The sequence below is a fragment of the Methylobacterium sp. OAE515 genome, from assembly GCF_041806315.1.
GTDB lineage: Bacteria > Pseudomonadota > Alphaproteobacteria > Rhizobiales > Beijerinckiaceae > Methylobacterium > Methylobacterium tardum.
In genome coordinates, this window is the sequence record NZ_JBGMUV010000001.1 from 6,016,095 (window position 1) to 6,042,919 (window position 26,825).

The 26,825-nt window shown below is 70.2% G+C and carries 27 protein-coding genes; 5 read left to right on the forward strand and 22 right to left on the reverse strand.

What is annotated here, in order from left to right:
* Window positions 1–19: 19 nt before the first annotated feature.
* The gene (locus ABIE45_RS29310) at window positions 20–913 is read left to right on the forward strand and encodes a LysR family transcriptional regulator (RefSeq protein WP_192708123.1); all 894 of its coding nucleotides are present in this window, start codon (window positions 20–22) and stop codon (window positions 911–913) included.
* Between the two features lie 21 nt (window positions 914–934).
* On the opposite strand, the gene ABIE45_RS29315 is transcribed toward ABIE45_RS29310, so the two are convergent.
* Both ABIE45_RS29315 and ABIE45_RS29320 read right to left on the reverse strand, forming a co-directional pair.
* A complete protein-coding gene (locus tag ABIE45_RS29315) occupies window positions 935–1,876 on the reverse strand; it encodes a glyoxylate/hydroxypyruvate reductase A (RefSeq protein ID WP_192707987.1) in 942 nt (313 codons plus the stop codon).
* Window positions 1,877–1,976: 100 nt separating this feature from the next.
* A complete protein-coding gene (locus ABIE45_RS29320; protein WP_373622794.1) occupies window positions 1,977–2,267 on the reverse strand; it encodes a hypothetical protein in 291 nt (96 codons plus the stop codon).
* Between the two features lie 158 nt (window positions 2,268–2,425).
* On the opposite strand from ABIE45_RS29320, the gene ABIE45_RS29325 reads away from it, so the two are divergent.
* Complete coding sequence (locus ABIE45_RS29325) at window positions 2,426–3,898, forward strand: MFS transporter (RefSeq protein WP_192707986.1); 1,473 nt, start codon at window positions 2,426–2,428, stop codon at window positions 3,896–3,898.
* 122 nt (window positions 3,899–4,020) lie between these two features.
* Here ABIE45_RS29325 and ABIE45_RS29330 read toward each other — a convergent pair whose 3' ends face one another.
* The 3 genes from ABIE45_RS29330 to otsB all read right to left on the reverse strand — a co-directional run bounded on the left by ABIE45_RS29330 (window position 4,021) and on the right by otsB (window position 6,416).
* Window positions 4,021–5,028 carry a glucokinase gene (locus ABIE45_RS29330; protein ID WP_192707985.1) on the reverse strand — a complete coding sequence of 336 codons (1,008 nt, stop codon included), beginning with the start codon at window positions 5,026–5,028 and terminating at the stop codon, window positions 4,021–4,023.
* A gap of 123 nt (window positions 5,029–5,151) precedes the next feature.
* The gene (locus ABIE45_RS29335; protein WP_192707984.1) at window positions 5,152–5,553 is read right to left on the reverse strand and encodes a DUF4260 domain-containing protein; all 402 of its coding nucleotides are present in this window, start codon (window positions 5,551–5,553) and stop codon (window positions 5,152–5,154) included.
* Window positions 5,554–5,672: 119 nt separating this feature from the next.
* Complete coding sequence (gene otsB / locus ABIE45_RS29340) at window positions 5,673–6,416, reverse strand: trehalose-phosphatase (protein WP_192707983.1); 744 nt, start codon at window positions 6,414–6,416, stop codon at window positions 5,673–5,675.
* 129 nt (window positions 6,417–6,545) lie between these two features.
* On the opposite strand from otsB, the gene ABIE45_RS29345 reads away from it, so the two are divergent.
* A complete protein-coding gene (locus tag ABIE45_RS29345; protein ID WP_192707982.1) occupies window positions 6,546–7,055 on the forward strand; it encodes a DUF427 domain-containing protein in 510 nt (169 codons plus the stop codon).
* Between the two features lie 53 nt (window positions 7,056–7,108).
* A complete protein-coding gene (locus tag ABIE45_RS29350; RefSeq protein ID WP_192707981.1) occupies window positions 7,109–8,332 on the forward strand; it encodes a serine hydrolase domain-containing protein in 1,224 nt (407 codons plus the stop codon).
* 13 nt (window positions 8,333–8,345) lie between these two features.
* Here the strand turns inward: ABIE45_RS29350 and ABIE45_RS29355 are convergent, their stop codons facing one another.
* From ABIE45_RS29355 to ABIE45_RS29380, 6 genes are all read right to left on the reverse strand, one after another.
* Window positions 8,346–8,957: a DUF2147 domain-containing protein gene (locus ABIE45_RS29355; protein WP_192707980.1), complete on the reverse strand. Its 612-nt coding sequence runs from the start codon at window positions 8,955–8,957 to the stop codon at window positions 8,346–8,348.
* Between the two features lie 230 nt (window positions 8,958–9,187).
* A complete protein-coding gene (locus ABIE45_RS29360; RefSeq protein ID WP_209578362.1) occupies window positions 9,188–9,718 on the reverse strand; it encodes a GNAT family N-acetyltransferase in 531 nt (176 codons plus the stop codon).
* Window positions 9,719–9,867: 149 nt separating this feature from the next.
* The gene (locus ABIE45_RS29365; RefSeq protein WP_192707979.1) at window positions 9,868–10,077 is read right to left on the reverse strand and encodes a hypothetical protein; all 210 of its coding nucleotides are present in this window, start codon (window positions 10,075–10,077) and stop codon (window positions 9,868–9,870) included.
* 317 nt (window positions 10,078–10,394) lie between these two features.
* The gene (locus ABIE45_RS29370) at window positions 10,395–10,595 is read right to left on the reverse strand and encodes a hypothetical protein (RefSeq protein WP_192707978.1); all 201 of its coding nucleotides are present in this window, start codon (window positions 10,593–10,595) and stop codon (window positions 10,395–10,397) included.
* Between the two features lie 105 nt (window positions 10,596–10,700).
* Window positions 10,701–11,804 (reverse strand): helix-turn-helix transcriptional regulator, encoded by a 1,104-nt coding sequence (locus ABIE45_RS29375; protein WP_192707977.1) that lies wholly within the window; start codon window positions 11,802–11,804, stop codon window positions 10,701–10,703.
* Between the two features lie 689 nt (window positions 11,805–12,493).
* Complete coding sequence (locus ABIE45_RS29380) at window positions 12,494–13,807, reverse strand: MFS transporter (RefSeq protein ID WP_192707976.1); 1,314 nt, start codon at window positions 13,805–13,807, stop codon at window positions 12,494–12,496.
* Between the two features lie 188 nt (window positions 13,808–13,995).
* On the opposite strand from ABIE45_RS29380, the gene ABIE45_RS29385 reads away from it, so the two are divergent.
* A complete protein-coding gene (locus tag ABIE45_RS29385) occupies window positions 13,996–15,147 on the forward strand; it encodes a dimethylmenaquinone methyltransferase (RefSeq protein WP_192707975.1) in 1,152 nt (383 codons plus the stop codon).
* Between the two features lie 42 nt (window positions 15,148–15,189).
* On the opposite strand, the gene ABIE45_RS29390 is transcribed toward ABIE45_RS29385, so the two are convergent.
* From ABIE45_RS29390 to nadA, 11 genes are all read right to left on the reverse strand, one after another.
* The gene (locus ABIE45_RS29390; protein ID WP_192707974.1) at window positions 15,190–15,387 is read right to left on the reverse strand and encodes a DUF2283 domain-containing protein; all 198 of its coding nucleotides are present in this window, start codon (window positions 15,385–15,387) and stop codon (window positions 15,190–15,192) included.
* On the reverse strand, window positions 15,384–15,662 hold the full coding sequence (locus ABIE45_RS29395; RefSeq protein ID WP_373622796.1) for a DUF4258 domain-containing protein: 279 nt from the start codon (window positions 15,660–15,662) through the stop codon (window positions 15,384–15,386). Before ABIE45_RS29395 ends, ABIE45_RS29390 begins: the two co-directional genes overlap by 4 nt.
* Window positions 15,663–15,836: 174 nt before the next feature.
* Window positions 15,837–16,688 (reverse strand): LPS export ABC transporter ATP-binding protein, encoded by an 852-nt coding sequence (gene lptB, locus ABIE45_RS29400; protein WP_192707973.1) that lies wholly within the window; start codon window positions 16,686–16,688, stop codon window positions 15,837–15,839.
* A gap of 8 nt (window positions 16,689–16,696) precedes the next feature.
* The gene (locus tag ABIE45_RS29405; protein ID WP_192707972.1) at window positions 16,697–17,359 is read right to left on the reverse strand and encodes an LptA/OstA family protein; all 663 of its coding nucleotides are present in this window, start codon (window positions 17,357–17,359) and stop codon (window positions 16,697–16,699) included.
* Window positions 17,356–18,075, reverse strand: a complete 720-nt coding sequence (lptC, locus tag ABIE45_RS29410; protein ID WP_192707971.1) for an LPS export ABC transporter periplasmic protein LptC — start codon at window positions 18,073–18,075, stop codon at window positions 17,356–17,358. The genes ABIE45_RS29405 and lptC overlap by 4 nt, the downstream gene beginning before the upstream one ends.
* Window positions 18,076–18,306: 231 nt before the next feature.
* Window positions 18,307–20,139, reverse strand: a complete 1,833-nt coding sequence (gene htpG, locus ABIE45_RS29415; RefSeq protein ID WP_192707970.1) for a molecular chaperone HtpG — start codon at window positions 20,137–20,139, stop codon at window positions 18,307–18,309.
* Window positions 20,140–20,263: 124 nt separating this feature from the next.
* Complete coding sequence (locus ABIE45_RS29420) at window positions 20,264–22,252, reverse strand: KUP/HAK/KT family potassium transporter (RefSeq protein WP_192707969.1); 1,989 nt, start codon at window positions 22,250–22,252, stop codon at window positions 20,264–20,266.
* Between the two features lie 228 nt (window positions 22,253–22,480).
* A complete protein-coding gene (locus ABIE45_RS29425) occupies window positions 22,481–23,179 on the reverse strand; it encodes a methyltransferase domain-containing protein (protein WP_192707968.1) in 699 nt (232 codons plus the stop codon).
* A 205-nt stretch (window positions 23,180–23,384) separates the two neighbouring features.
* Window positions 23,385–24,257, reverse strand: a complete 873-nt coding sequence (nadC, locus tag ABIE45_RS29430; protein WP_192707967.1) for a carboxylating nicotinate-nucleotide diphosphorylase — start codon at window positions 24,255–24,257, stop codon at window positions 23,385–23,387.
* On the reverse strand, window positions 24,254–25,777 hold the full coding sequence (locus tag ABIE45_RS29435; protein WP_192707966.1) for an L-aspartate oxidase: 1,524 nt from the start codon (window positions 25,775–25,777) through the stop codon (window positions 24,254–24,256). Before ABIE45_RS29435 ends, nadC begins: the two co-directional genes overlap by 4 nt.
* Complete coding sequence (gene nadA / locus ABIE45_RS29440; protein ID WP_192707965.1) at window positions 25,774–26,790, reverse strand: quinolinate synthase NadA; 1,017 nt, start codon at window positions 26,788–26,790, stop codon at window positions 25,774–25,776. The genes ABIE45_RS29435 and nadA overlap by 4 nt, the downstream gene beginning before the upstream one ends.
* Between the last annotated feature and the right edge of the window lie 35 nt (window positions 26,791–26,825).

Sequence of the window (26,825 nt, forward strand, 5' to 3'; positions counted from 1 at the left end):
GCGTTCCGTTGGAGGAACGATAATCCGCGCCGACCTCAACGACTACGTCTATTTCGCCGAGGTCGTCGCCCATGGCGGCTTCGCTCCTGCGGGCCGCGCACTCCGTGAGCCCAAATCCAAGCTCAGCCGGCGGGTCGCCGGACTGGAATCACGTCTCGGCGTCCGCTTGATCGAGCGGTCGAGCCGGCGCTTCCGGGTCACAGAGGTCGGCCAGAGCTTCTATGAGCGCTGCCGTGCGATCATGCTGGAGGCGGAGCCGGCCGAGGTACTCGTCGCGGAGGTCAAGACCGACCCGCACGGGCTGATCCGCATGAGCTGCCCGACTGGTCTGACCGAGGTCGTCGCCGCGACCGTCCGGAGCTTCCTCGCCCGCTATCCGAAGGTGCGGCTGCAGCTGCTGGCCACCGATCGGCCTGTGGACCTGATCGAGGAGCGGGTCGACGTGGCGCTGCGGGTCCGGCGGGAATTGACGAGCGACGCCTCCCTGACCATGCGCTCGCTCGGCCTGTCGCGCTGGATCCTGGTGGCGAGTCCGGCAGTCGCGAGCCGGATCGGGCCGGACATCGACGGGCTCGCCGGCGTCCCGACGCTCAGCACGCGCGACGATCCGGGCCCGGTGGAATGGCGGCTCGAACGGGACGACGGGGCGACCTACTCGCTCCGTCACGAGCCGCGCCTGACCTGCAGCGATTTCGCGGTGCTCTGCGATGCGGCGGCCGTCGGTCTCGGTGTCGGCTTCCTGCCCGACCACGCCTGCGCCGATCACATCGCATCCGGGCGGCTGGTCCCCGTCTATCCCGATTGGCGCGGTCAGGCCGGCATCGTCCATCTCGTGTTCACGACGCGGCGCGGCCTGCCGCCGGCGGTGCGCGTCCTGATCGACCACCTCGCGGCGGCCTTTCCGAAGCTATGACCCCGATGCCGGGCGTCCGGCCTAGTAGCCCCGCGCCGCGTCGACTCCGCTGGGCGGCCGTCCAGTCCGGCGATACGCCCGGATATTGGCCGCGACGGTGGCGGCGGCCGAGTCCATGTCGGTCGGGCCGGACACGTGCGGGAGCACGGTCACCCCAGAATGCCTCCACAGAGCGGACTCCGCCGGCAGCGGCTCGACGTCGAACACGTCGAGCACCGCGTGCGCGAGCTGGCCGCTGTCGAGCGCCGCGATCAGGTCCTCGGTCACGACGATCGGCCCGCGGGCGAAATTGATCAGCGCCGCACCGGGCTTCAGCGCCGCGAGCCGCGCGGCGTTCATGAGGCCGCGCGTCTCGGTCGTCAGGGGCACGAGGCAGACGAGGATATCGGACTGGCCCAGCATCGCCGTGAGCCCGTCCGCCCCGTGGACCGTGTCGAGGCCCGCGACCGCCTTCGGCGTCCGGCTCCAGCCGACGACCCGGAAACCCGCGCCGACGAGCCTGTCGGCCGCCGCGGTGCCGAGCGCTCCGAGCCCGAGCAGGCCCACCGTCGTTTCGGACGGCTTGCGATAGGCGTGCGGGCGCCAGACGCGGTCGCGCTGCTGACGCGCATAGGCCGGCATGTCGCGCTGGAGATAGTAGGTCCAGGCGAGGACCGCCTCCGCCATGGTCCGCGCCATTTCCCGGTCGACGAGGCGGACGATCGGCAGCGGCCGGTCGAAGGCGCCGACAAGCTTCTCGACACCGGCCCACAGGCTCTGCACCCAGACCAGGCCCGGCAGCGCCGCAACCTCGGCGGGGTCGGGATTCGCCACCACGGCGATCCGCGCGGCCGTCCGCTCCGCGGGTCCCATCGTCCGGAAGGGCGCGAGGCGTTCCTCGGGCATCGCCGCCGACAGGATGTGCAGATATTCCGCCTCCTGCGCCGGGCTCTTGCACCCGACAAGGGCGATCGTTTCCGACATCCGCGAACTCCGTACCGACCTCGAGCCTATCATTGGCGCGGGACGAAGCAGGCGCTGTGCCTCAAGGGCTCGGAATCGCCAAGCCTGAAACGCCGCTCGGTCAGCGCGCCTCGAGCAACGCCGGGTAGACGAGGCGAACGTTGCGGCGCTCCGCCGGGATGGCGGTCTCGGCACGCTTGCGGATGCTGCCCGTCGTGCTCGCGAGTGCCGGCTCGGTCGGCCGGAGGCGCCACCGATCGGCGCCCGGCATCTGCACGCGGGGCTTCGGCCGTTCGAGGTGGACATCCGCCCCCTCCGTCGGGACGATCGCCAGCCCCGCGAACGTCATCGTCGCGAGCATGGCGAGGCGGATCAGGGATGGCGGGCGGAAACGGGCAGGTCGGGAGGGCATGAGATGGCACCGCGTGAACGCCCCCCGTTCTGCGCGTCGCAAGTGAAGACCGGATCGAACCGAATCGATTCCCAAGTCGTTGCCAACACCTGCCTGCAGTCGCGGTAAATGGCGGCTGTTCAGGTACGGTAAACGACAGTTCGGGAGGGTTTGCGCGGATGGCGAGCAAGGTCGAGGGAGGCTCCGGGACCCCGGAGCGGGCGGAGATCGGCCGGGTGATCGACACCGACATCTCCGCTCGGCTCGATCGGCTACCCTGGGGCCGCTTCCATGTCCTCGTCATCGTGGCGCTCGGCATCACCTGGGTGCTCGACGGCCTGGAAGTGACGCTGGCGGGCTCGCTCGTCGGCGCCCTACGCAAGCCGCCGATGTCGTTCTCCGAGTTCGATGTGGGGCTGGCCGCCTCCTGCTACCTCGTGGGCGCCGTCACCGGGGCGCTCGGCTTCGGCTGGCTCACCGACCGGATCGGCCGCAAGAAGCTGTTCTTCATCACGCTGGCCCTCTACCTGGTCGCCACGGCGGCCACCGGCCTGTCCTGGAACGTCTGGAGCTTCTGCCTCTTCCGCTTCTTCACCGGCGCGGGAATCGGCGGCGAGTACACGGCGATCAACTCCACCATCCAGGAACTCGTCCCGGCCCGGGTCCGGGGCTGGACCAACTTGGTCATCAACGGCTCGTTCTGGATCGGCGCCGCGCTCGGCTCGTTCATGTCGATCGTGCTGCTGAAACCCGAGGTGATCGATCCGGCCTGGGGCTGGCGCGTGGCCTTCTTCACGGGCGGTGCCATCGGCCTCGTGATCCTGCTCCTGCGCACTTGGATCCCCGAGAGCCCGCGCTGGCTCGCCACCCACGGCTACGCCGCGGAAGCCGACCGGGTGGTCACCGGCATCGAGAAGCGCTTCAAGGACGAGGGTGTCACGCTGCCGCCCGTGGACGAGAGCAAGCGCATGAAGGTGCGCACCCGCGATCACACCCCCCTTTCGGAGGTGTTCAAGGCGCTGTTTGTCACGAGCCGCAAGGAGACCATGGTCGGCCTCGCGCTGATGATCGCGCAGGCGTTCTTCTACAACGCGCTGTTCTTCACCTATGCGCTGGTGCTGGAGCGCTTCTACGAGGTGCCGGGCAACCATGTCGGCTGGTACCTGCTGCCCTTCGCGCTCGGCTCATTCCTCGGGCCGCTGCTGCTCGGGCGCCTGTTCGACACGATCGGCCGGCGCAAGATGATCGCCTTCACCTACGGGATCTCGGCGCTGCTGCTCGCCGGCGTCGGCCTGCTGTTCCGCCTCGACGTGCTCGGGCCGGTCGGCCAGACGGGGGCCTGGATGGTGGTGTTCTTCTTCGCCTCGGCGGCGGCGAGCTCGGCCTACCTGACCGTCTCCGAAACCTTCCCGCTGGAGATCCGGGCGCTCGCGATCGCGGCCTTCTACGCGGTCGGCACCGGCATCGGCGGCGTCTCGGGCCCGCTCCTGTTCGGCACCCTGGTGGAGACCGGCTCCCGGGACTGGGTGCTGTTCGGCTACGGGATCGGGGCCGTGCTGATGCTGGTCGCCGCGGTGGTCGGCGGCATCTGGGGCACGGCTGCGGAGGGCAAGTCGCTGGAAGAAGTATCGAAGCCCCTGGCGGCGGCCTGAGCGCCTGTCCGCATCAGCCTTCGTCTTTGCGAGCGGAGCGAAACAATCCAGAGCGCGTTACGCCGGTCGGCGTTGCGCTGCCCCGGGTTGCTTCACCGCGCGCCGCGACGGGCAAGAGGCGGTCACGCTCCCTTCCGCCACACCTGCCCATGATAGACGAACTTGCCGCCCTCATTCGCCAGGGCGGCAAGGCCCCGGAAGGCCGGATCCTGGACGGTGATCACGCTCGTCGGGATCTTGCGCATCATCTCGGCAAACGGAGCCTTCCGCTCGAACGCCGTGCGGAACCCGCTTTCCTGCAGCACCTTGAGGATCCGGGGCGCAATGCCGCCGCCGATATAGACGCCGCTCGTCGCCAGGAAGGTCAGCGCGAGGTCGCCGCAGACGCGGCCGAGCAGCCGGCCGAAAAGTTCCAGGGTCTCGGCGGCGTGCGGGTCGGATGCGTTGAGACCTGCCTCGGTCACGGCCGCAGGATCGATCTTCTCGTGCGGCTTGCCGGTGCGAACATGGGCCACGGCCGCGTGGAGCCGCGCCAGACCCGGCCCCGACAGGACCGTCTCCACGGTGATGCGATCTTCGACCCGCTCGAGGACGTGCCAGACCTTCTCCTCGAATTCGTCGGCGGGGCCGAAATCGGTGTGGCCGATCTCGGTCGAGACGATCGCGAGATGGGCGGCGTAAGGCACCAGGGCGGCAGCGCCGAAGCCGGTCCCGGGCCCCAGCACCACACGGGCGCCCCCCGGCACCGGGGGACAGGGTCCGACCGGGGAGAGATCGTGCGGCTCGATGTCGGCGGCGCCGGCCGCGACCGGCACGTAATCGTTCACCACGACCGCGGAGGAGAGCCCAAAAGCCTCGGCGATGCGCTGACCGGCGATCTTCCAATGGGCGTTGGTCAGCTGGATCTCCGGCCCGTCGACCCGGCCGGCGATGGCGAGGATCGCCGAACGCGGTCGGGGTGCGCGGTCCCCATCCTTGGCCAAGGATGCCTTGATGGCGCTCGACGGATCGGCGTGGTCGGCGGTGGCCTCATGCGAGAGAGGCCGGGGCTGATCACCCTTCGTCTCGATGAGGCCGAAGCGGGCATTCGTGCCGCCGATGTCGCCGACCAGAACCGGAAACTCGAACATCGAAAGGCTACCTCTCGTTTCTGGCCCGCCCCAGGCAGGATACGAGCCTGCCGATAGCGTGGATGACTCCATCCGACGCTCGGGTCCAGGCGCTCAGGCCCGGTGCGAGGACGGCCGCACCCATCAGGATGTCGTCACGTTCTCACGGCTCCGGCCGAACGCGCCAAGATGCGTATCGCCGAAACCGCTTCCGTATTTAAGGCCGTAGCCGAGCATGCGGTCCAGACCGATATGTGCGAGCCAGATTAGCGCCACGCCCGCGAGGCCCGGTTGATGCAGGCTTGCCGCCGAGCCCAGGGCGATCAGCGGCCCGGCGAGCGTATGGACCGCATTGTACAGCACGGCGCCGGAGCGGGCGCCGGCGACGTAACCGAGCATGCTGAGATCGGGCGCGAGGATCAGCACGGCGAACATCCACCAGGGCTGCCCGAGCCAGGCATACGCCCCGACGGCACTGCCGAGGATGCCGGCGCCCTCGATCCGCAGCAGCACGCGCGGGACGCCGCGCACAAAACCGTCCGGCATCGTGATCCTCGTCGAATGCCCGGGGCGAAGCGCGGGCCAGCCGTCCTCACGCGCATGCCGAGAGGCCTCGCCTGGACTCGGCACATCACGGACTTGGCAAATACGGGGCCGCTCCTGCCTCAGGCCGGCGGCAGCGCCGCCGGATCGATGGTGCCGCCCTCGGCCCAGTCCCGCAGCAGCGCGCGGACGGCGGCCGGATCCGGCAGGCGCCGGCCCGCCACGGTGTCGCCGTCGCCGACCCGGACCGCGATGCCGCCATCCTCGTTCACCGACGCGAAGGCGATCTCGTCGGTGCGGTCGTCGCCGAAGAAGACCGGCCTGCGCCCCGCGTAGGGCGCCTGCTCCAGGAAGGCGCGGATCGCGTGCGCCTTGGTGGCCTGCGCCGGGACGATCTCGCCCACCGCCTTGCCGAGCTGAAGCCTGTAAGCGCCGCCCAGGGCGTCCGCGGCCGCCTTGACCAGGGCTTCGGCCCGGGCGGCATCCTCGGGGTCGGCGAGGCGCCAGTGCACCGCCACCGAGGCGCCCTTGTCCTCGATCAGCACGTTGGCCAGCGCCGCGCTCTCCGCTTGGAGGCGCTCGACCTGCCGGCGCAGATCCGGGTGGTCCTCCGCCCGTCCGCCCGCGAGGCGCCCGTCGACGCGGCGCTCGACCCCATGGAGTCCGGCCGCATCGAGGCGGGCCGGCGTCAGGAAATCGTCGATCACCGAGACCGGGCGCCCGGTCACGATCGCGAGGGCGCCGCCGAGGCGCTCCCGCAGCCGTTCCAGAGTGTCCACCAAGCCGGGCGCGACCTGCACGGCGTCGGGCCGCGGCGCGATCTCGGCGAGGGTGCCGTCGAAGTCGAGGAAGAGGGCGATGTCCATCGCGGGCGATCCCGGGTCTTGAGCGTCGGCCCCGGGGCTAGCACGGCCCGGCCCACCGACAAATGACGGCAGCAATGCCCTATGTGTGTCCACGAGCGATTGGCACGAGGTCCCCATGAGAGGCTCCCCATGACTGGCCCGGCGAGGCGACCCGTTCCGGACCCGGTTGGGCCGGGCGCGGAAAGCGTCTGGGACTACCCGCGCCCGCCGCGGCTCGAGCCGGTGCGGGAACGGCTGCGCGTGGTGCTCGGCGGCGCCGTGATCGCCGAGACCGAGGCGGGCTTTCGCGTCCTCGAGACCTCGCACCCGCCGACCTACTACCTGCCGCCGGACGCCATCGTGGCCGGGGCGCTCGCGAACCCGCGGCGCGCCGGGATCTGCGAATGGAAGGGGCAGGCGCGGCTGTTCGACGTGCGCGGCGGCGACCGCGTCGCGCCGGGCGCCGCCTGGACCTATCCCGCCCCGACCCCGGACTTCACCCGGATCGCCGGCTACGTCGCCTTCTACGCCGGGCCGATGGATGCCTGTTTCGTCGGCACGGAGCGGGCGACGCCGCAGCCCGGCAGCTTCTACGGCGGCTGGATCACACCCGGGATCGTCGGCCCGTTCAAGGGCGGCCCCGGCACGATGGGCTGGTGATTTTCCGGGTCCCGGCCCTTACGACGTCGGACAGACCAGGCGAGGACGACCGCATGAGCGCGCTGACCGAGACCGATCCGCAGGGGGCCGGCTTCAGCCCGGAGGGGCTCGCCCGGATCGCGCCGTGGATGGACCGTCTCGTCGCCGAGGGGCGGCTCGCCGGCCTGTCGGTGACGGTCAACCGGCGCGGCCGCACCGCCTTCGCGCGCGCCTGCGGGCAGGCCGACCTCGCCCGCGCGACGCCGTTCACCCTCGACACGGTGACGCGGATCTACTCGATGACCAAGCCGCTCACCTCGGTCGCAGTGATGCAGCTCTACGAGCAGGGCCTATTCCAGCTCGACGATCCGGTGTCCCGGGTCCTGCCCGAATTCGCCGCGATGCGCGTCGCGGTCGGCGGCAACCGGGCGAAGCTCGAGACCGAGCCGGCGCGCCGGCCGATCACGGTGCGCGACCTCCTCACCCACACGGCGGGGCTGACCTACGGCTTCATGGAGGCGACGCTGGTCGATGCGCAGTACCGCGAGCGCGGCGTCGATTTCCTGGCCCGGGAAGGGTCCCTCGCGGAGATGACCGCCCGCGTGGCGGCCCTGCCGCTGCTGGCGCAGCCCGGCACTGCCTGGAACTACAGCGTCGCCACCGACGTGCTCGGCCAGTACGTGGCGACACTCAGCGGCCGTCCCTTCGCCGATTACCTGCGGGACGAAGTCATCGGTCCGCTCGGCATGATCGATACCGACTTCCATGTCCGGCCCGACCTGATGCCGCGCTTCTGCGCGACCTACGCGTATGACCGCGAGCGCCGGCTCAGGCCGTTCGACGATTCGGTGGACACGGTCTTCGCGAACCCGCCCGCGATCGCGTCGGGCGGCGGCGGCCTCGTCTCGACGGCCGCCGATTACCAGCGCTTCTGCCGAATGATCCTCAATTGCGGCACGCTGGACGGCCGGCGGCTGCTCGGTCGCAAGACCGTCGATCTGATGCTGGCGAACCACCTGTCCGGCGACCTCGCCGCGATGGGCACGCCGCGCTTCGCCGAGACCTCCTACACGGGGATCGGCTTCGGCCTCGGCTTCTCGGTGATGCTCGACCCGGCCCGCGCCCAGATCCTCGGCACGCCCGGCGAAGTCGCCTGGGGCGGCCTCGCCTCGACGGCGTTCTGGATCGACCCGGTCGAGGATCTCTCGGTCGTGCTCATGACGCAGCTCGTGCCGTCCTCGGCGCTGCCGATCCGGCGGGAGCTGCGCGTCCTGACCTACGCGGCGCTGGACAGCTGAGGCGCAGCGCGCCTCACTCCTGCGCGGGCGCGCCGGCAGGGGCGGTTTTCGCCGCCGGCTTCGGAGCTGCCTTGGCCGTCGGCTTGGCGGCGCCGGCGTATTCGGGGTCGCTGCGCGGGCCGTTCGGGCCGTTGGTCGGGCCGGGGAGCTGGCCGGGGGCGAGGTCGGTGACCTTGTTCCAGGTCTGCGACTTGCACAGGAACGCGATCAGGCAGCCGCGCACCGTCAGCTCGCCGGGTGCGTCCGTCCAGATCGTGACGTCGTACGACTTGCCGTCCTCCGAATTGTAGATCTTGCCCTCGTAATGGGCATCGGCATTCGGCTTCAGGCCCATGATCAACTGGTGGCCCAGGGACGGACGCGCCTGCTTCTTGGGATCGGGGTTCTTGAAGTCGACCCGCGGCTCGCCCTTGTCGTTGAGCGGAACCTTCAGCCAGACCACGTAGCCGCACAGCCGATCGTTGGCGGCCCCGCACTTCTCGAGGCGCACGCGGGCGCGACCATCCTCGGTGAGATAGGTGCCGCTCGGATCGGTCGGGGTCGCCGCATGCGCTTGGCCCGCCAGCGCCGAGAGCGCCAGGATCGCGAGCGGCGCGATCCGGCGGCTGATCGAAGTAAACCTCATACCCGAACTCCCATACCTCGCGAGCCGTGTCGAAGACCCGACCGCCCACGCGTAAACCGCTTGCGCGCGCGGAAAGCCCCCTTCCCTCGCGACATCGCGCTCTCGCCGGGCCGAGCCCCGGGCGGCACGCGCTTCCTGCCCGCCCTGTCCCGCGCGAAGTTGTCCGCATCATGACAACGCAGCTTAGGGCTGAAGATGCAGGCCTGCTCCCGTGCGGCGCGAATCCGGGTTCATACGCGGGTCGGCGGCGTCGTCCGGGCGGCGGCGAGCGGGCGCTGCATCAGGGTGACGTCGAGCCAGCGCCCGTGCTTGTAGCCAACCCCGGCCAGGGTCCCGACCGGCGTGAAGCCGAGCCCGGCATGCAGCGCGACGGAAGCGGGAGAGCCGCTCTCGGCGATGACGGCGACCATCGTCCGGCAGTCGATCCGCTCGCATTCCGTGATCAGGGCCCCGAGCAGGCGGCGGCCGATCCCGCCGCCGCGGCAGGCCTGCGCGACGTAGATCGAGTCCTCGACCGTCGAGCGGTAGGCGGCGCGGTGATGGTAGGGGCCAGCATAGGCATAGCCGGCGACCGAACCGTCCCGCACGGCCACCAGATAGGGGAGGCCGCCCGCGCGCAGGATTGTGAAGCGCCGCGTCATCTCATCGAGGCTCGGCGGCTCCGTCTCGAAGCTGGCCGTGCTGGTGCTGACGGCGTTCCCGTAGATCGCCGTGATGGCCGTCAGATCGGCCTCGGTGGCCGGGCGTATTCCGTCTGTCACGACGGCAGAATAAGCGCGCGATGGCGAGGCCGGCAACGGCCTTGCGCATGCAGCTATGTCGTCAGAGGCGCGGCGCACGCGGGGCGCCGCGCGATGATGCGCGGGGCGGCGCCGGGCACCACACCCATAGGGCGCTCCGGAAAGGCCGCTTACTCGGCCGCCGACATCTCTGCGGTGAAGTGGCCGCACCAATCCTTGGACGCGACTACAGGCCAGAGGCCCTTGGACTCCGGGGCGGGCTGGCTGACCGGCGGATTGAACCGGCAGAGCCCCTCGTCGCCCTGCGCACTGGCGCCGTTGAGCTTGTGATCGTCGAAGAAGCGGCAGCTCTCGCAAGCGGCGTTCGCGGTACCGGCCATCGGGTCTCTCCATCGTGAGTCGCGGTGGCGCGACCAAGTTCGCGGCGCGCCCTGCACAGTTCTTAATTAGAACAGGTATAAAGAGCGGTCAACGTTGCGGCTTGGCTGAGGCTTGCGATCGGGGGCTTTCCGGAGGCCATTCCGAACGGGGCCGGCGCGCGGTCATCTGCACGGGATCGGGCGCTTGCGGCGCGACCGACTTGGTCCGCAAACGCAGAGAAGCCGGACCCTGGATCAGGGCCCGGCTTCGGAGCGGTCGCGCGGTCGATCCGGATCCCGCACGCGCAGAACCCGGTCTGTTTCAGGTGCGAATCGGCTCAGCCCTGCTTGGCCTTCTTGTTGGCGTTGTGGTGCCCGATGGCGCAGCCCGCGGCCGCCCCCATCTTGCCGTGGCCGGCCACGTGACCGGCGACGCCGCCGACCACCGCACCTTTGAGGCAGCCCTTCGCCTCGGCCGGCGCGCCGGCGAGGAGAGCGCCAATAGCCAGGGCGGAGGCGAGCGCGATACGATTCGTCATCAGAGGGTCTCCAGTCGTCGAGGTTCGTCTTGTCGTCCCCTGTCAAACGGTGCCGCGGGCTGACCCGTTCCGCGATCCGGGCCGGATGCCCGGCGCGGCGGCTGGTCAGCGCGCGAGACCGGCGACCAGCCGGACGAGGTCCGACTGTCGCGTCGCGCCGGTCTTGGCGAAGATCGCCTTCAGCTGCGAGCGGGCAGTCGCGGCCGTGATTGCGAAGCGGGCCGCCGCTTCCGCCAGCGAAGCGCCTCCGGAGACGGCCTGCGCCAGACGCGCCTCCGCAGGCGTGAGCCGGTAGGCGGCCTGAAGGATGGCGGAGGCCGGCACCGGCGCGGCCTCGGGGACGCTTCCCAGGAGCAAGGTGCATCCGCCCGCGAACAGGCCGCGGCTGGGCCCGACGAGCGGGACGACGTGGATCACGACCGGCGACGCGTCCTCGCGGGCCACAACCACGGCGGAGATCGGCGCCCGGCCGGCCGGGCGTCCTAGAGCCTCCAATTGCCGGGCGGCCTCGGGCTCCGCGGCGGTGAGGCGTCCGCCCACGAGCTTCAGGTCGCGGCCGAGCAGCGCGCCGAAGGCGGCGTTCCAGCACACCGCGCGTCCCGCGGAATCGAGGATCAGCGCCGCGCGCTCGATGACGTCGAAGGCCTGATTCATCCCGGCCAGCCGAGCCTTCTCAACCATCGCGGTGAGCAGGCCGGCCCGTCGGAGAAGGGGCGACAGGGCAGCCAGGCGCGTCTGCTCGTGCGGCTCGTAGGGCCCCTGCGCGATCGTCCGCTGCAGCGACAGGCACCAGAGCCGGCCCTTCACCTCGAACCCGATCCCCGCAAACCAGCGCAGGCCACGGGAGGCGAGCAGGTCCTGGTAGAACGGAAGCCGCGCGAATTCCTCGGGCGAGGTGAAGTCCTGATCGACCGCGATGCCGCGCTGGCGCATCAGCGGAATGCCGCGCAGCCGGTGGTCTTCGCGGTGCCAGCCCTCATCGAAGTAGCGGCGCGAGGCATCCGCCAGGGACGGCGTGCAGAGCGCATCGAGCGCGGTGCGATCCGAACGCAGGAGCAGGGCGCCTTCGCTGCCGGACGCCCGCGAGGCCCGGTCGATCAGGTCGGGCCAGCGTGCGGCGTCGATCACCGCCTCCTCGAGATCCTCCCGGAAACGGGCCTCAAGGTCGTCCTGCAGGCGGATCCAGGGATCATGGCTCACGCCAGCCATCGGACCCGTCCGCAGAGACCAGGGCGTATCGATTCAGTCCTGAGCTGTTCGAACGTCATCCCGATGGCACACATCAGCCAAGTGACCATAATTCGGCCCGGCGCCGCAAGGCCATCGCTCGAATGTTTACAGTTTTGAATGCGGAGCGCTGACCGAACAATTGACCTTCGCGGTTATCGAACCAGCCAACCGCGCCGGCATGGCCGTATCCGCTGATTTCGACTCACGCGGCACGCCCGAACAATTGCGCCCGATTCGAACGGACGCAACCAGCCCCTCTCCCGTGCGGGGATGTTCGGCGAACTATGAGCCGCGCCGTCAGACCCGGGCCGCGCAGCGAAGCCCGGACCCGGAGGGGCACGCCGGAGGCGGGCGATCCAGATCCGCTGTCACTACAGGATCCTGGCGCGTCGGCGGCTCTGGATTCCGGGCTCCCCTGCGGCGACCCGGAATGACGGGGTCGAGGGTTTGCGATGCGTCGCTAGATGAAAGGATCGAGCGGTCCGCGCGACGGCGCAATTGGAAACGCCTCCGTCGTCGCGGCTTCGGATGATGATCTCGGCCCACCGTCTCTGCGAGCCGAGCTGGGCAATCCAGCCGGCGCCACGATCTGAGAAGTCGCGCCGCCCTGGGTCACTTCGCTGTGCTCGTGATGACGGAGAGGGACACCTCACTCCCCCTGCCGCAGTTCATCCGGCCGCGTGCAGGCCACCCACGAGCGGGCCTGACGGAGCCTCGTCGACGATCGGATCCTGGATCAGCGTCCAGTAGCCGAGGGCCGCGATCAGCGCGATCACCGCACCCGTGATGAACGCCATCGAGAAATGCCCCGTCCCGCCGACGATGAAGCCGGTCACGGTCGGGGCCAGGGCGCCGCCGATATAGCCGCCGAAATTCTGCATGGCGCCGAGCGAGGCCGTGCAATTGGCAGGCGCCGCCACGGAAGCCATCGCCCAGGCGGAGGACGAGCTCAGATAGACCAGGAACAGCGAGGCCGAGATGCACGCGATGGCCAGCGTGTCGCTCGGCGTCAGGGCCGCCACCACGGTGAAACCCGCGGTCGCCACCAGGGAGACGACCATCGGGATCTTGCGGCTGCGGATCGGATCGACGCCGCGCCGGACCAGCATGTCCACGACCCGGCCGCCCAAAATACCGCCCATCACCCCGAAGGCGAAGGGGATCGAGCCGATGAGGCCGGTCTTCTGCAGGGTGAAGTGCCGCTCGATCTCCAGGTAGCTCGGCAGCCACGCGGTGTAGAGCCACGTCATGTAAATGCAGCCGAAATAGCCGACGATCATGCCCCAGCTGGTGCGGAAGCCGAACAGCCGCCGCCATGCGCTCCAAGTCACCGGGCGGCTGGCATTCGGCGCGTCGCCCTCTTCCAGGAAGGCGCGCTCCGCCGGGGTCAAATCGGTCTCGCGCGGGTTGCGGAACACGAGGTAGACGATGGCGGCGAGCACCAGCCCGGCCGCCCCCATGATCACGAACATCGCGCGCCAGCCGAAGCTCACCATCAGAAAGGTGAGCAGCGGCAGGGCCAGGAAGGTGCCGAGGGAGGAGGCGCAGTTCCAGATGCCTGTGGCGGTGCCGCGCTGGCGGATGTTGAACCAGTCGCGGGAGACGCGGGCGCAGGTGGGAAAATGCGGTGCCTCGCCGATACCGAGGACGATGCGCGCACTCACGAACTGCCAGAACGACGTCACGGCGCCGCCCAGCATCTGGCCGAGGGACCAGCAGGACAGGCCGAGGGTGAGCGTCAGCCGCGGCCCGAGCCGGTCAGCCAGCGCACCGGCCGGAAGCTGGGCGAAGGCGTAGGCCCAGAGGAACGCCGAGAGCAGCAGGCCCATGTCGGGGATGGAGAGGCCGAGATCCTCTCGGATCAGCGGATTGGCCACCGCCAGGGTGGCGCGGTCGACGTAGTTGACGACGCCCGCGGTCACGAGGAGGGCGAGTGAGATCGTCTGGATGCGCCTCACGCGCGGCGTTGCGGCCAGGGCCATCGGCTTCTCCTCCCGGGATGACGGGCACCGTTGGGGTGCTCCGGGTCCGACCGGCCGTTGCTCGACTCGTGACGTCCCGCCCGCATTCTGCACCGATTGCGGGCGACGGGAAGAGCCCGCCGCCCCTCGCCTCCCGGCGCCCGACGTCGTAGACCGCCCTCCTCCCTCACCCTCCGAGACCGCTCCGCGTGCGCCTGACCCAGATCACCCACCACGACCTCGACGGCTACGGTGCCTCCACGGTGGCCGCCGCCTGCGCGACGGTCGAGCGCGTCGTCCACGTGCCGCGCTACAGCGATGTCGGTCCGGTCTTCGAGGACGAGATCAAGCGCCTCGGCCGCGCTGCCGAGAGCGAGATCCTCCTGATGACCGACCTCGGCCTGGAGGAGCAGACCATCGCCGGGCTGAAGAAGTTCGCCGCGATGAACCGCCGCCGCGACGACGGCCGGACGCACCGCCTCGTGGTTCTCGACCACCACGCCTCGTCCCTCGACCAGTTGCGCCGCCTCGGGCTGGAGCCGACCGCGGATCCGGAGCGGCCCGGCCTGAACCGGATCGATCTCGGCGATCCCGGGATCGCCGTGCTGATCGAGGAGGATCTCTGCGCCACGCGGATGACCTTCGATCATCGCGCCCTGTTCGCCAGCCACGAGCCCGAGACCGACCTGTCGAGCCTGCTCGCCGCGGTCGACGCCCTCGACCTCTGGCGCAAGGAGAGCCCCGCCTTCCGGGGCGGCCTGGCACTGGACGAGCTGTTCTGGGAAGTGGTGTCGAGCTTCGTGCCGGTCGGGCATCCCTGGCACGACCGGTTCGTGTCCGACATCCTGCTCGGCGCCGCCGCGGCGCTGCGGGACGGCGCGAGCCCGGCGGAGCTGGAACAGCGCGCGGTCGCCATCCGAGGCGACGTGGTCGACGCCCTGCTGCGCGACGCGCCGGACGACGATCCGGCGCTCACCACGCGGATGCGGCTTGCCCGGGCGCTCGCCCGCTCGGACGCCCTGTTCCGACCGCTGAAGGACGGCACGCTCCTGTCCTTCGCCCTCGACTCAGGCACATTCCAGCGGGTCTCGGACCTGATCATGGATGCGGGCCGGGCGAGGCGCGTCGTCAACGTCCAGCGGATGGGGAACCTGTCGTTCCGCTCCAACGACGGCACGGCCCTCGACGGCGCCCGCTTGTTCCGCGGCGGCGGCCATCGGGACGCGGCCGGCGGCCGGCTTCAGAGCGGCTCCGCCTTCTCGATGGTGGACGCGATCGCCCAGGTGGAGCCGGTGCTGAACCCCGAGAAGCCCGCGGGCTCGGACAGCCCGTTCGCGGCGCTGAAGAACTGGAAGGGGTGAGGCTCAGCGCATCGCGCCAGCAGGGTTGGGGCGCACTGCGAGCTACGCCGCGTGAGGGTGGTCCAGCGCGGCCCCGGGCGCCACCTGCTTGCTGGCGTCGAGGATCTCGACCCCGACGATACGGCCGTCTGCATCGAGATCCACAATGAAACCGGGGCGGAGCTCCTCGCTCTCAACGATGCGCGACTCGGCGAGGCGGATGTAGAGCGCGTCCACGACGGGATCGTACTCGGATTTCAACGTGACCTCCTCCAGTTGCGCGTACGACCTCGATCGAGCAGCGCCGTGACGACCAAGGCCTCCGCGCCGTCCTGTAGCGGCTCGTATACCACGCGCAGCACACGACCGTCGCATTCAGGCACGCGTGCGAAGGCGCGGAAACGCCCGGGGTGATCAGGATCCGCCTCGACGAGTTCCGGACATGCCAGGACTCGTTCGACCCAGAGCGGTTCGATCGCGCGCAGCCGCATGCGTCCGAGAGCGTGATCACTCCACCGGATGCGGAACGATTCCACGGCCTTTCCTCAAACCACGGACACGGTTCCGTGCCCCTCCGACATTCTCCTGTCGCGGACCGGAACAGACGGATCAACAGCCGTCACCGACCGCACAAGCATCAGCCTCTCATCGGCTCGGCGATGACCCATATCATCGGCTGGAGCAGCGTCGGCCCGGAGCCGTGGCGTTCCTCAGAGTTTGAAATCCTCACCCAGATACAGCCGCCGCGCCTCGGGGTTCGCCACGATCTCCTCCGGCGTGCCCTCGGTGAGAATGCGGCCGGAATGGGCGATGTAGGCGCGGTCGATCAGGCCCAGCGTCTCGCGGACGTTGTGGTCGGTGATCAGCACGCCGATGCCGCGCTGCTTCAGGTGCTTCACCAGATCCTGGATGTCGCCCACCGCGATCGGGTCGATGCCCGCGAAGGGCTCGTCGAGGAGCATGAAGGTCGGCGAGGATGCGAGCGCCCGGGCGATCTCGCAGCGCCGCCGCTCACCGCCCGAGAGGGCGATCGAGGGCGACTTGCGCAGGCGCGCGATGTCGAACTCCTCCAGCAGCGAATCGAGCTTGTGGGCGCGGGCCTTGCGGTCGGGCTCGACCACCTCCAGCACCGCGCGGATGTTGTCCTCGACGCTCAGCCCCCGGAAGATCGAGGCCTCCTGCGGCAGGTAGCCGATCCCCAGCCGCGCCCGCTGGTACATGGGCAGATGTGTGATCGGCAGGCCGTCGAGGGTGATATGGCCGCGGTCGGCCGCCACCAGCCCGGTGATCATGTAGAAGATCGTGGTCTTGCCGGCGCCGTTCGGCCCGAGCAGCCCCACGGCCTCACCGGTGCGGACCGTCAGCCCAGCCTCGTGCACGACCGTGCGGGCTCCGTAGCTCTTGCGCAGGCCGCGCACGCTGAGGATGCCGAGACCGCCCTCCTCAGCCGCGGACCAGCCGTCGGACCCGGCAGCCTCCGGCGGCCGCGCGCGCCGGCCGAACAGCCGGCCGAGCCAGCCCGTATGGCCCGGCGCGTCCTGCGGGCCAGCCTGAAATGCCACGGCGCCGCTCAATCGACCTGCGCCTTCGGCTTGGGCGGCGGCTGCGTGCAGCCCTTCGCCTTGCCGTCCTTGGCGTCCGACTTGTCACCGGGGACGAACAGGGCCGAGACCCGGCCGCCCGCCACCGGGTCCATGTTGGCCCGGCCGGTATTCATGTCGTAGACCAGCCGCTGCCCGCGGGTGACGTTCTGGCACTGGCTTAGCACCACGTTGCCGGTGAGCACGATCCGCTTGGCATCTTGATCGAACACCGCGTGGTCGCCGGTGGCGACCTGATCCTTCTGCACCACCGTGACCGGGCCGGCGCAATCGACCTTCTGGATGCCGTTCTCGGCGGGGTTGCGGGGCGCCGCCTCGGCGCCTTCGTCCTTCGGCTCGGCCTTGGCACCCTTGGCGGGCGCGTCCTTGCCGCGCTTGTAGGTGACCGTCATGGTCGAGCACCGGATGGTGCTGTCGCCCTGCACGGCCACGACGTTGCCGGCGAAGACCGCCTTGTTCTCCCGGTCGAACACGTCGAGCCGGTCGGCGTCGATCTTGATCGGGTCCTTGCCGCTGCCGCCGATATTGCCGAAGGGCGAATCCTTGCGCGCCCCGGGCTTCTCGGCCAGCGCCGGACCGGCCAGGAGCAGCCCGGCCGCCAAGGCGGCGCAGAGGAGGCGAGCGGACCTCATCGGCCGACGCCCCCGGCCTCGGCATCCGAGGTCAGGATGCGGGCAGGCGGCTTCTCGGCCTGATCCTCGTTGACGATGACCACGTGGACGTTGCCCACGAAGGAGATCCGCTTGCCGCTCTCCACGACGTCGAGGGTGTCGGCGTTCACCGTGGCCCGCGGGCTCATTACGGTGACAGGCTCCTGCGAGCTGATCGCCCCGGTCTTGAACGTCACCGCGGCCGAGCGCAGGCGCGCCTCCTCGCCCTTGTCGGTCCAGATCCGGATGTCGTCCTTCAGATCGAGGGCTTCGCGGGCGGTGTCGAACAGGCCAGAGGCCGCCGAGAGCCGGGCGACGCCGCCTTGGTCGTCGGTGGCGATGTGGCCGCGCATCTGCTGCAGCTCGATCTGGCTGGGCTTGCGCACGTCCTGCAGGGCGGCGTCCGCCGTCACCTCGTAGCCGCGCGTGCCCTGGCGGAACCCCGAGAGCCGGGGGTTCTCCATGCGAACCTTTGAGCCCGCCAGCGTCACCGGACCGACCGACACGCCCGGGAGCTTGGCGGCGAACGGATTGAACAGGTAGGCGAGCAGCAGCGCCACCGAGCCGCCGGCCGCCACGGGGATCAGGCGGCGCATCGTGCGCACGCGGTCGCTATGGCGGTAAGCCCGGGCGTGGGCCCGAGTCCGCGCTGCCGCGACCGCCTGTCCGTTGCCGGCTTCAGCCTCGACCGGGTTCATGCAGCGTCCGTGAGGCGCGTGTGAAGCGCGCGCGAGAGGGATCGGCTCAGACGCCTGCGGCCCCCACCGCGCCCGCGCCATCGGCCGGGCAATGATCCCGACCGGTGGCGAAGTTATGGCTTGACCATTTCCGAATGATCAACCGAACCCGCAAATGTCGGGAACGAATGTGTGTGGAGACACACGCCGCGCGCAGCCTCACGGCGGCGCGGGGCGTGTGTCTCCGTAGTTTTACGCGCCGCGCGCCGCGGCCAGGGCCGCCGCCACCGTCCGCGCGAACGCGGCCGGGTCACGGGGGCTGTCGCCGTCCTGGATCCGGGCGAGGTCGAGGAGCGTGCCGGCAGCCTGCGGCACCTCGGATTCGGGCGACGCGGCGAGCGCCCGGATCAGCGGGTGACGCGGATTGATCTCCAGCACCGGCTGGCCTCCGCCCGCCCGTCCGGCGCGGCGCATGAGACGCTGCATCTGGAGGTCGGGGCCACCGCTGCCGGCCGAGAGCACCACAGCCGAATCGACCAGCCGGTCGGTGGTGCGGACGTCGGAGACCTCGGTGCCGAGCGCCGACTTCACGGCGGTCACGAAGGCGTCGATGTCCTCAGGCGCTTCGGCCTGCTCACCGTCGAGGGCGAACTTCGACAGGTCGAGGCCGCCCTTGGTGATCGAGCGCAGCGGCTTCTCCTCGAACGTGCCGAGCTGGTCCGGCCAGAAGGCATCGACGTGGTCGGAGAGGAGCAGAACCTCGAGGCCGCGGGCCTTGAAGCCCTCGAGCTGGGGCGACGATTTCAGCGCCTCGGCATCGTCGGCGACGAGATAGTAGATCGCATCCTGCCCGTCCTTCATCCGGGATACGTAGTCGGGCAGCGAGGTCCATCCGTCGACCGCCGAGGACCGGAACCGCAGCAGCGGCGCGATCTCGCCCCGGCGCTCGAAATCCTCGTAGATGCCCTCCTTGAGGACGGGGCCGAAATTCTCCCAGAACGCCGTGTAGCTCTCCGCGTCCTTGGCGCGCGTCGTCAGCTCGGACACGACCCGGCCGGTCACGGCGCGGCGGATCCGCGCCAGGGCCGGCGTCGATTGGAGCATCTCGCGGGAGACGTTGAGCGGCAGGTCCTCGGTGTCGACGACGCCCTGGACGAAACGCAGCCACGGCGGCAGCAACTCGGCCTCGTCGGTGATGAACATCCGCCGCACGTGCAGACGGACCTTGCTCTGCCGCTCGTTGTCGAGGGCCTGGAACGGCTTCGAGCCCGGCACGAACAGCAGCGCCGAGAATTCGAGCTGCCCCTCGGCGCGCCAGTGCAGCGTCGCCCAGGGCTTGTCGAAGTTCATGCCGATGGAGCGGTAGAATTCCTCGTACTGCTCCTCGGTGACCTCCGACTTCGGTTTGCGCCAGAGCGCGGTGCCCTGGTTGGCCGATTCATCCTTGCCGTCGCGCACGACGGCGATCGGCACGGTGATGAAGTCGGCCCATTTCCGCACGAGATGGTCGAGGCGGTAGGGCTCGAGGTACTCGTCGGCGTCCTCCTTGAGGTGCAAGACGATGTCGGTGCCGGGCTCGCCACGCGTGGCCGGCTCCAGCGTGTAGCTGCCCTGCCCCTCCGAGGCCCAGGTCCAGGCCTCGTCGCTGCCGGCGCGGCGCGACGTGACGGTGACCCGGTCAGCGACCATGAAGGCCGAGTAGAAGCCGACGCCGAACTGGCCGATCAGGCTCGGCCGGTCCTCGGCCTTGGCGGATTCCAGCGTCTGCGAGAAGGCCCGCGTGCCGGAGCGCGCGATGGTGCCGAGGTTGGTGGCGAGATCCTCCTTGGTCATGCCGATACCGGCATCCGAGACGGTCAGGGTGCGCGCCTCCTTGTCGGGCGCGATGCGGACCTTGGCGTCCGGCGGCAGGGCGCTCGCCGCCGAGGTCAGCGCCTCGAACCGCCGCCGGTCCATGGCGTCGGCGGCGTTGGCGACGAGTTCGCGCAGGAAGATCTCGCGGTCGGAGTAGAGCGCGTGCACGACGAGGTCGAGGAGGCGTCCCACCTCCGCCCCGAATTCGTGCCGCTCGATCGTCTCGCTCACGGGTGATGCCTCCGCTGTGGGGGAAAAATTCGCGGTGGCGATATGCTTGCGAACGCGGCCGTTTTCAATGCGCATGCCGGCCGGCTTCGGCCTCCGATGCGCGGCTCGCGGGCGCCACGGCCGGTCAGATCTCGATCTCGGTCCCCACCTCCACGATCTGCCGGGTCGGCAGGCCGAAATGGGCGCCGGTCCGCTCGGCGTTGCGCTTCATGAAGGCGAACAGGCCCTCCCGCCAGGGCGCCATGCCGGGATGGGTCGGCGACGGGATCACCACCTCGTGGCCGACGAAGTAGGTCATGTCCTCCAGATATTCCGGCGGCAGCAGTCCGCTCGCCACGGCGCATTGCAGCCCCTCGGGAATCGAGGCGGTCTGCATGAAGCCGTAGTGCAGGACCACGCGCTCCATGCCGGGCGTGTACTTGGAAATGGCCTTGCGGATGCCCTGGGCCACGAGCGTCACCTCCGCCCGCTCGGTGGCGGGAACGACCGGCTCCTCCTCGTAGATCACGGTGATCAGGAGGAGCCGCTCGTGCAGGCAGCGGCTGCGCTCCAGCAGACGGCCGAGCGCCATCGGGATGCCCTCCGTGGCGGCCGTCAGGAAGGCTGCGGTGCCCGGCAGCGTCACCGGCGGGTGCGAGGCGAGGCGGGCGAGGAAGGTCGCCTCGGACATGCGCATGGTCTGGCGGACGGATTCGAGGACGTGGTTGCCCTTCATCCAGGTCAGCATCAGGAATGCGACCGCGGCCGCCAGCAGCAGCGGAAACCAGCCGCCTTCCAGGAGCTTCACGCTGTTGGCGGCGAAGAAGACGCTGTCGATGGCGAGGAAGAAGCCGTTCACCGCAACGACCAGGATCGGGTTGTAGCCCCACCGGAGCGCGATCAGGGCCGCCAGCAGCGTGGTGATGCCCATCAGCGCGGAAACCGCGATCCCGTAGGCGCCAGCGAGCGCGTCGGACGAGCCGAACACCACGACGGCGGTGAGCGTCGCGACGGCGAGCATCCAGTTCACCCCGGGCACGTAGATCTGCCCGCGCTCGTCCCGGTCGGTGTGCACGACGCGCATCGCCGGGAGGAAGCCGAGCTGGATGGATTGCTGGGTCAGCGAATAGACGCCCGAGATCACCGCCTGCGAGGCGATGACCGTCGCCATCGTGGCCAGGGCGACCAGCGGATAATGCGCCCAGTCGGGAGCCAGCAGGTAGAACGGGTTCTCGATCGCCTCGTGATTCGCGAGGATGAGGGCTCCCTGGCCGCAATAATGAATCAGCAGGGCGGGCAGGACGAGGACGAACCACGCTGCGCGGATGGCCGGGGCGCCGAAATGGCCGAGGTCGGCGTACATCGCCTCGCCGCCGGTCACCGCCAGGAAGGCCGCGCCGAGCATCAGGAAGCTGACGTGCCAGCCCGCATGGATCAGGAAGTCTAGGGCCCGCCAGGGATTGGCCGCGGCCAGGATCTCCGGGGCCCGGAGGATGCTCGGGACCGCGAGCAGGACCAGCACGACGAACCAGACCAGCATGACGGGCCCGAACACCCGGCCGATGGCGGCCACGCCCTTGTGCTGGACCAGGAACAGCCCGACCAGGATCACCAGCGTGATCGGCACCACGAACGGCCCGAGCGCGGGCGCGTCGACCTTCAGGCCCTCGATCGCCGACAGCACCGAGATCGCCGGCGTGATCGCCCCGTCGCCGTAGAGCAAAGCCGCGCCCACGAGCCCGACCACCAGAAGCAGCGCCTTCCAAGTCCCCGGCCGCGCCTGCCGCGCGCCCAGCAGCGCCAGCATGGCGACGATGCCGCCCTCGCCGCGGTTGTCGGCGCGCAGGATCAGCACCGCGTATTTCAGCGACACGATCAGGATCAGCGACCACAGGATCAGCGACACCGCACCCGTGGCCGCCGCCGGCACCGAGGCGCCGCCGGCCGTCGCCGCCTTCACCGCCTCCTTGAACGCGTAGAGCGGGCTCGTGCCGATGTCGCCGTAGACCACACCCAGAGCGCCGAGCATCAGCGCCGGCCCGGGACCGTGCCGGACGGCGCCGGGCTTGCGCACGACCGGTGCGTTGGGGAGACCGACTGCCGGTGCTGCCGCGGGGTTGAGGGCTTGGCTCACGGGCAGATCCGGTCGATGGCGTCGCTATCGGCGCGACCTTATCAAGTCGAGGGCGCTGCGGAAGACTGTCGGATAGCCCGAAGGGACTACGACGATGACTTGTCACCGTCCGTGATGACGATCGCGTGAAACCGGCGCGTCAGAGCACGGCCTCACGGCCCCGCCGCAGTTCCGCGACGAAGGCCACCGACGCGTAGACTTGTCCGATGGGGACCCGCCCGCACCGCGTCAGCGCGCCTGCGGTTTGCTGAGGACCACGACGGACTGACCGAGCATGGTGCCCGACGGCCAAGGGGCGGCGGGCCCGTCGACGAACTGCGCGATTTCGAACCCGAGATGACCGGCCCAGATCTCCCAGACGCTCCGCTCGATGAACGTGTTGAGGTGAGGCACCGAACTGGTGCGTTGCTCGCCCACGGTCGTCGTGAAGATGCCCCAATGCGAAGGGGTGCTGAATTCGAGAAAGGACGCAACGACGCGCCCGCCCGGACGCAGCGCACGATACATCTCCTCGAGATAGATGTAGCACTCGGTGTGCAGCAGATGCGTGAAAATGCTGAAGGCCGCAAACAGATCGACGCTGTCGTCGGCCACAGGCAAGGACAGCTGATCGTTCTTCACGAAACGATAGCTGTTCGGACATTTGGTTTTCGCGTAATTCAGCAGATCCTGGACGACGTCGAGACCGAGATAAGTGATCCGGGCTTCTTTCGCGAGATTGACCGCCAGGCGGCCGGACCCGCACCCGAAATCGACGACCGTATCCCCGTCCTTCAGTCCGAAATGCTTCAGGATCTCGCACTCGACCGCGCCGATGCGATCATAGTCGCCGCCGACGGCCCGGCTCATGGCCTCGTCGAGGGGCAAGTCGCGCATCAGCTGGCGGACGAACTTCTCGTAGTCTTCGACGAAGTGGAACTTCGCCATCCGGGCCACCTCGATCGATGGGTTAGTGACGAGGCTCCGGCTTTCTGGCCCCGCGTTCGGTCGGGGAAAGCCTGCAGCGACGCGGACGTCGTTGTGTCAGCTTTCCCGCGGTCGCGATAGCAGCAGCACCGAGGCGCGGGATGAGACGCCCGGGGAGCCGGTGTGCTGCCCCGGCTCCAGCTCCGCAGGTCGGGACAGCGCCGCCTCAAGCGGCGTCGAGGCCAAGGTCGATGATCGCGGCCGAGTGGGTGATCCAGCCGCAGGAGATCAGGTCGACCCCCGACGCCGCGACCGCGCCCACCGTCTCGCGGGTGATCCGGCCCGACGCCTCGGAGAGCGCCCGGCCGTCGATCATCGCCACCGCGCGGGTGAGCTGGTCGGGGCTCATGTTGTCGAGGAGCACGGCGTCGACCCCGATCGAGAGCGCCTCCTCCAGCTGCTCCAGGCTGTCGACCTCGCACTCGATCTTCACGAGGTGACCGGCCCGGGACCGGGCGCGCTCGATCGCCGGAACAATGCCGCCGGCCACCGCCACGTGGTTGTCCTTGATCAGCACCGCATCGTCGAGGCCGAAGCGGTGGTTCGAGCCGCCGCCGGCCCGGACCGCGTGCTTCTCCAGGGCGCGCAGGCCCGGCGTGGTCTTGCGGGTGCAGACGATCGACGCCTTGCCGTGCGGGCGCGCTGCCTCGACAAGGCCATGTGTGGCGGTCGCGACGCCCGACATGCGGCAGAGCAGGTTGAGGGCGACGCGCTCGGCGGTGAGGATCGCCCGCGCCGGCCCGTCCAGGCGCAGGACCACGTCGCCCGGCGCGACGCGGGTGCCGTCGCCGCGCTCGACCGTGACGGTCACGGCCGGGTCGACCAGCGCGAACGCGATGGCGGCGGCGTCGGTGCCGGAGATCACGCCATCCTGGCGGGAGGCGATCACGCCGCGCATCCGCTCGCCCGGGGGCACGATGGCGTCGGTGGTGATGTCGCCGGCCCGGCCGAGATCCTCCAGCAAGGCGGCGCGCACCACCGGCTCGACCAGGAGCCGCGGCAGGGGCAGGATCTCCTCGGAGAGCACCGATCGGGTCATGGCGTCAGGGCCTCTTTGGCGGCCTCACGACCGCTCTGCGCCGCCCGGAGTTCGGCCAGCGAGGTCTCGGTGTGAACCGGGGCTGCGAGATGCGGATAGTCGCTCCGCCAGTGGGCGCCACGGCTCTCCTGGCGTTCCAGCGCGCCGCGGGCGATCAGAAGCGCCACCAGTGCCGCGTCGCAGGATTCCGCCTCGGGCGTCAGGGCGGCCACCGCCCCCGCGAGACCGGCGGCGTCGCGCACGACCCCGACCTGGCGGTCCATCAGGGTGCGGATCGCCGGCAGGTCGCCGGAGGCCCGGACGGTCACGGCTTGCGGCACGATGGCCGCCGGCGGCGGCGCGTCGAGCCCGTCGGCGATGAAGCGCGCATAGGCGAGCCCCTCCAGCAGCGAGTTGCTGGCGAGCCGGTTGGCGCCGTGCAGGCCCGTGGAGGAGACCTCGCCACAGGCATAGAGGCCCGGCACCGAGGTGGCGCCGTGCGCGTCCACCTTCACGCCGCCCATGTGGTAGTGCGCCGCCGGGCGGACCGGGATCGGCTGCACGGCCGGATCGATGCCGGCGCCGGCGCAGAGGCCCGCCACCGTCGGAAAGCGCGTCGGCATTGCGGCGCCGAGCGTTCCGCGGGCGTCGAGATAGACCGTGCGGCCCCGCTGCAGCGCCTGAAAGATGCCGCGGGCGACCACGTCGCGGGGGGCGAGATCGCCGCCCGCGATGCCGGCCATCACGGGAGCGCCGGTCTCATCGATCAGGCGAGCGCCCTCACCGCGCAGAGCCTCGGTGGCGAGCGGCATCGGATCGGAACCGGTCGCGATGGCGGTCGGGTGGAACTGCACGAATTCCATATCGCGCATCACCGCTCCGGCGCGGGCGGCGAGCGCCAGCCCGCGTCCAACCGCGCCCGGCGGGTTGGTGGTGGCCGCGTACAGGGCTCCGACGCCGCCGGTGGCCAGCACCACGGCGCGGGCCGGGATGCGGAACAGGGCGCCGTCGCGCTCGGCGACGATCCCGGCCACGGCCCCGTTCGTGTCCCGGAGCAGGTCGCAGGCGCGCGCCGTGACGACCTCGATGGAGGGTGCCGCCAGCACGGCCCGGACAAGTCCTTCGAGGACGCGCGCGCCGGTGGCATCGCCGCCGGAGCGGACGATGCGCCGGCGGCCGTGCGCGGCCTCCAGCCCGAGGGCGAGCGCCCCATCGCCGGTCCGGTCGAACGGAACGCCGATCCGCACCAGCCAGTCGATCAGTGCCGGCCCTTCCTGCGCGACGCGGAGCGCGACGTCGGGCTCGGTCAGCCCGGCGCCGGCCGCTTCCGTGTCGGCGGCGTGCAGCGCGGCCGCATCGTCGGCGCCGACCGCGGCGGCGATGCCGCCCTGCGCCCAGCCTGTGGCGGTGCCGAGACCGAGGGGCGAGGCGCTGAGAAGCGTCACCGGGCGGGGCGCGAGGCGCAGCGCGACGCTCAGCCCCGCGACGCCGCCGCCGACCACGACGACGCGGTCGGCGGCGTTGGGCGAGATCGCGTTCATCGCGTGCGCACCTGGAGCATGCGCTCCACCGCCGCCCGGGCGCGGTCGGCCAGCGCCGGATCGACCGTGACCTCGTGGGTCATGGTCTCAAGCGACCGGCGGATGTTCGCCAAGCTCATCCGCTTCATGTGCGGGCACATGTTGCAGGGCTTGATGAACTCGATGTCCGGGTTCGCGGCCGCGATGTTGTCGGCCATCGAGCACTCGGTGACGAGCACCACCTGCTTCGGCCGCTTCTCGACGACGAAGTCCATCATCATCGCGGTCGAGCCGGAAAAGTCCGACTCGGCCACCACCTCCGGCGGGCATTCCGGGTGCGCGATGACGGTGACGCCGGGATAGCTGTCGCGGACGTCGCGGATGTCGGCCGGCGTGAAGCGCTCGTGCACCTCGCAATGGCCGGCCCAGGTCAGGATCTCGACCTCGGGGATCTCGGCCTGGACGTTCTGCGCCAGGAACTCGTCCGGGATCATCAGAACCCGCGGGGCGTTCAGCGACTTCACCACCGCCACGGCGTTGCCGGAGGTGCAGCACAGGTCCGACTCGGCCTTCACGGCCGCCGAGGTGTTCACGTAGGTGACGATCGGAACGCCCGGGTACTTGGCGCGCAGGCCGCGCACATCCGCGGCGGTGATCGAATCGGCCAGCGAGCAGCCCGCACCCATGTCGGGGATCAGCACGGTCTTGCTCGGGTTCAGGAGCTTGGCCGTCTCGGCCATGAAGTGGACGCCCGCCAGCACGATCACGTCGGCGTCGACGTTCACCGCCTCGCGGGCCAGCGCGAGGCTGTCGCCGACGATGTCGGCCACCGTGTGGAAGATCTCAGGCGCTTGATAGTTGTGCGCCAGGATCACGGCGTTGCGCTCGCGCTTCAGGCGCAGAATCGCCTCGATGTCCGGAGCCAGCGCCGGCCACTCGATCGCCGGAACGTGCCGGCTGACACGGGCGTAGAGATCCGGGAGCGGCAGGCCCGGGATGGGCGTGCGGGAGACGGGTGCAACGGTCGCCGCCATGGCGTCCTCCATTATGCTCAGTTTGAGCATTGTGC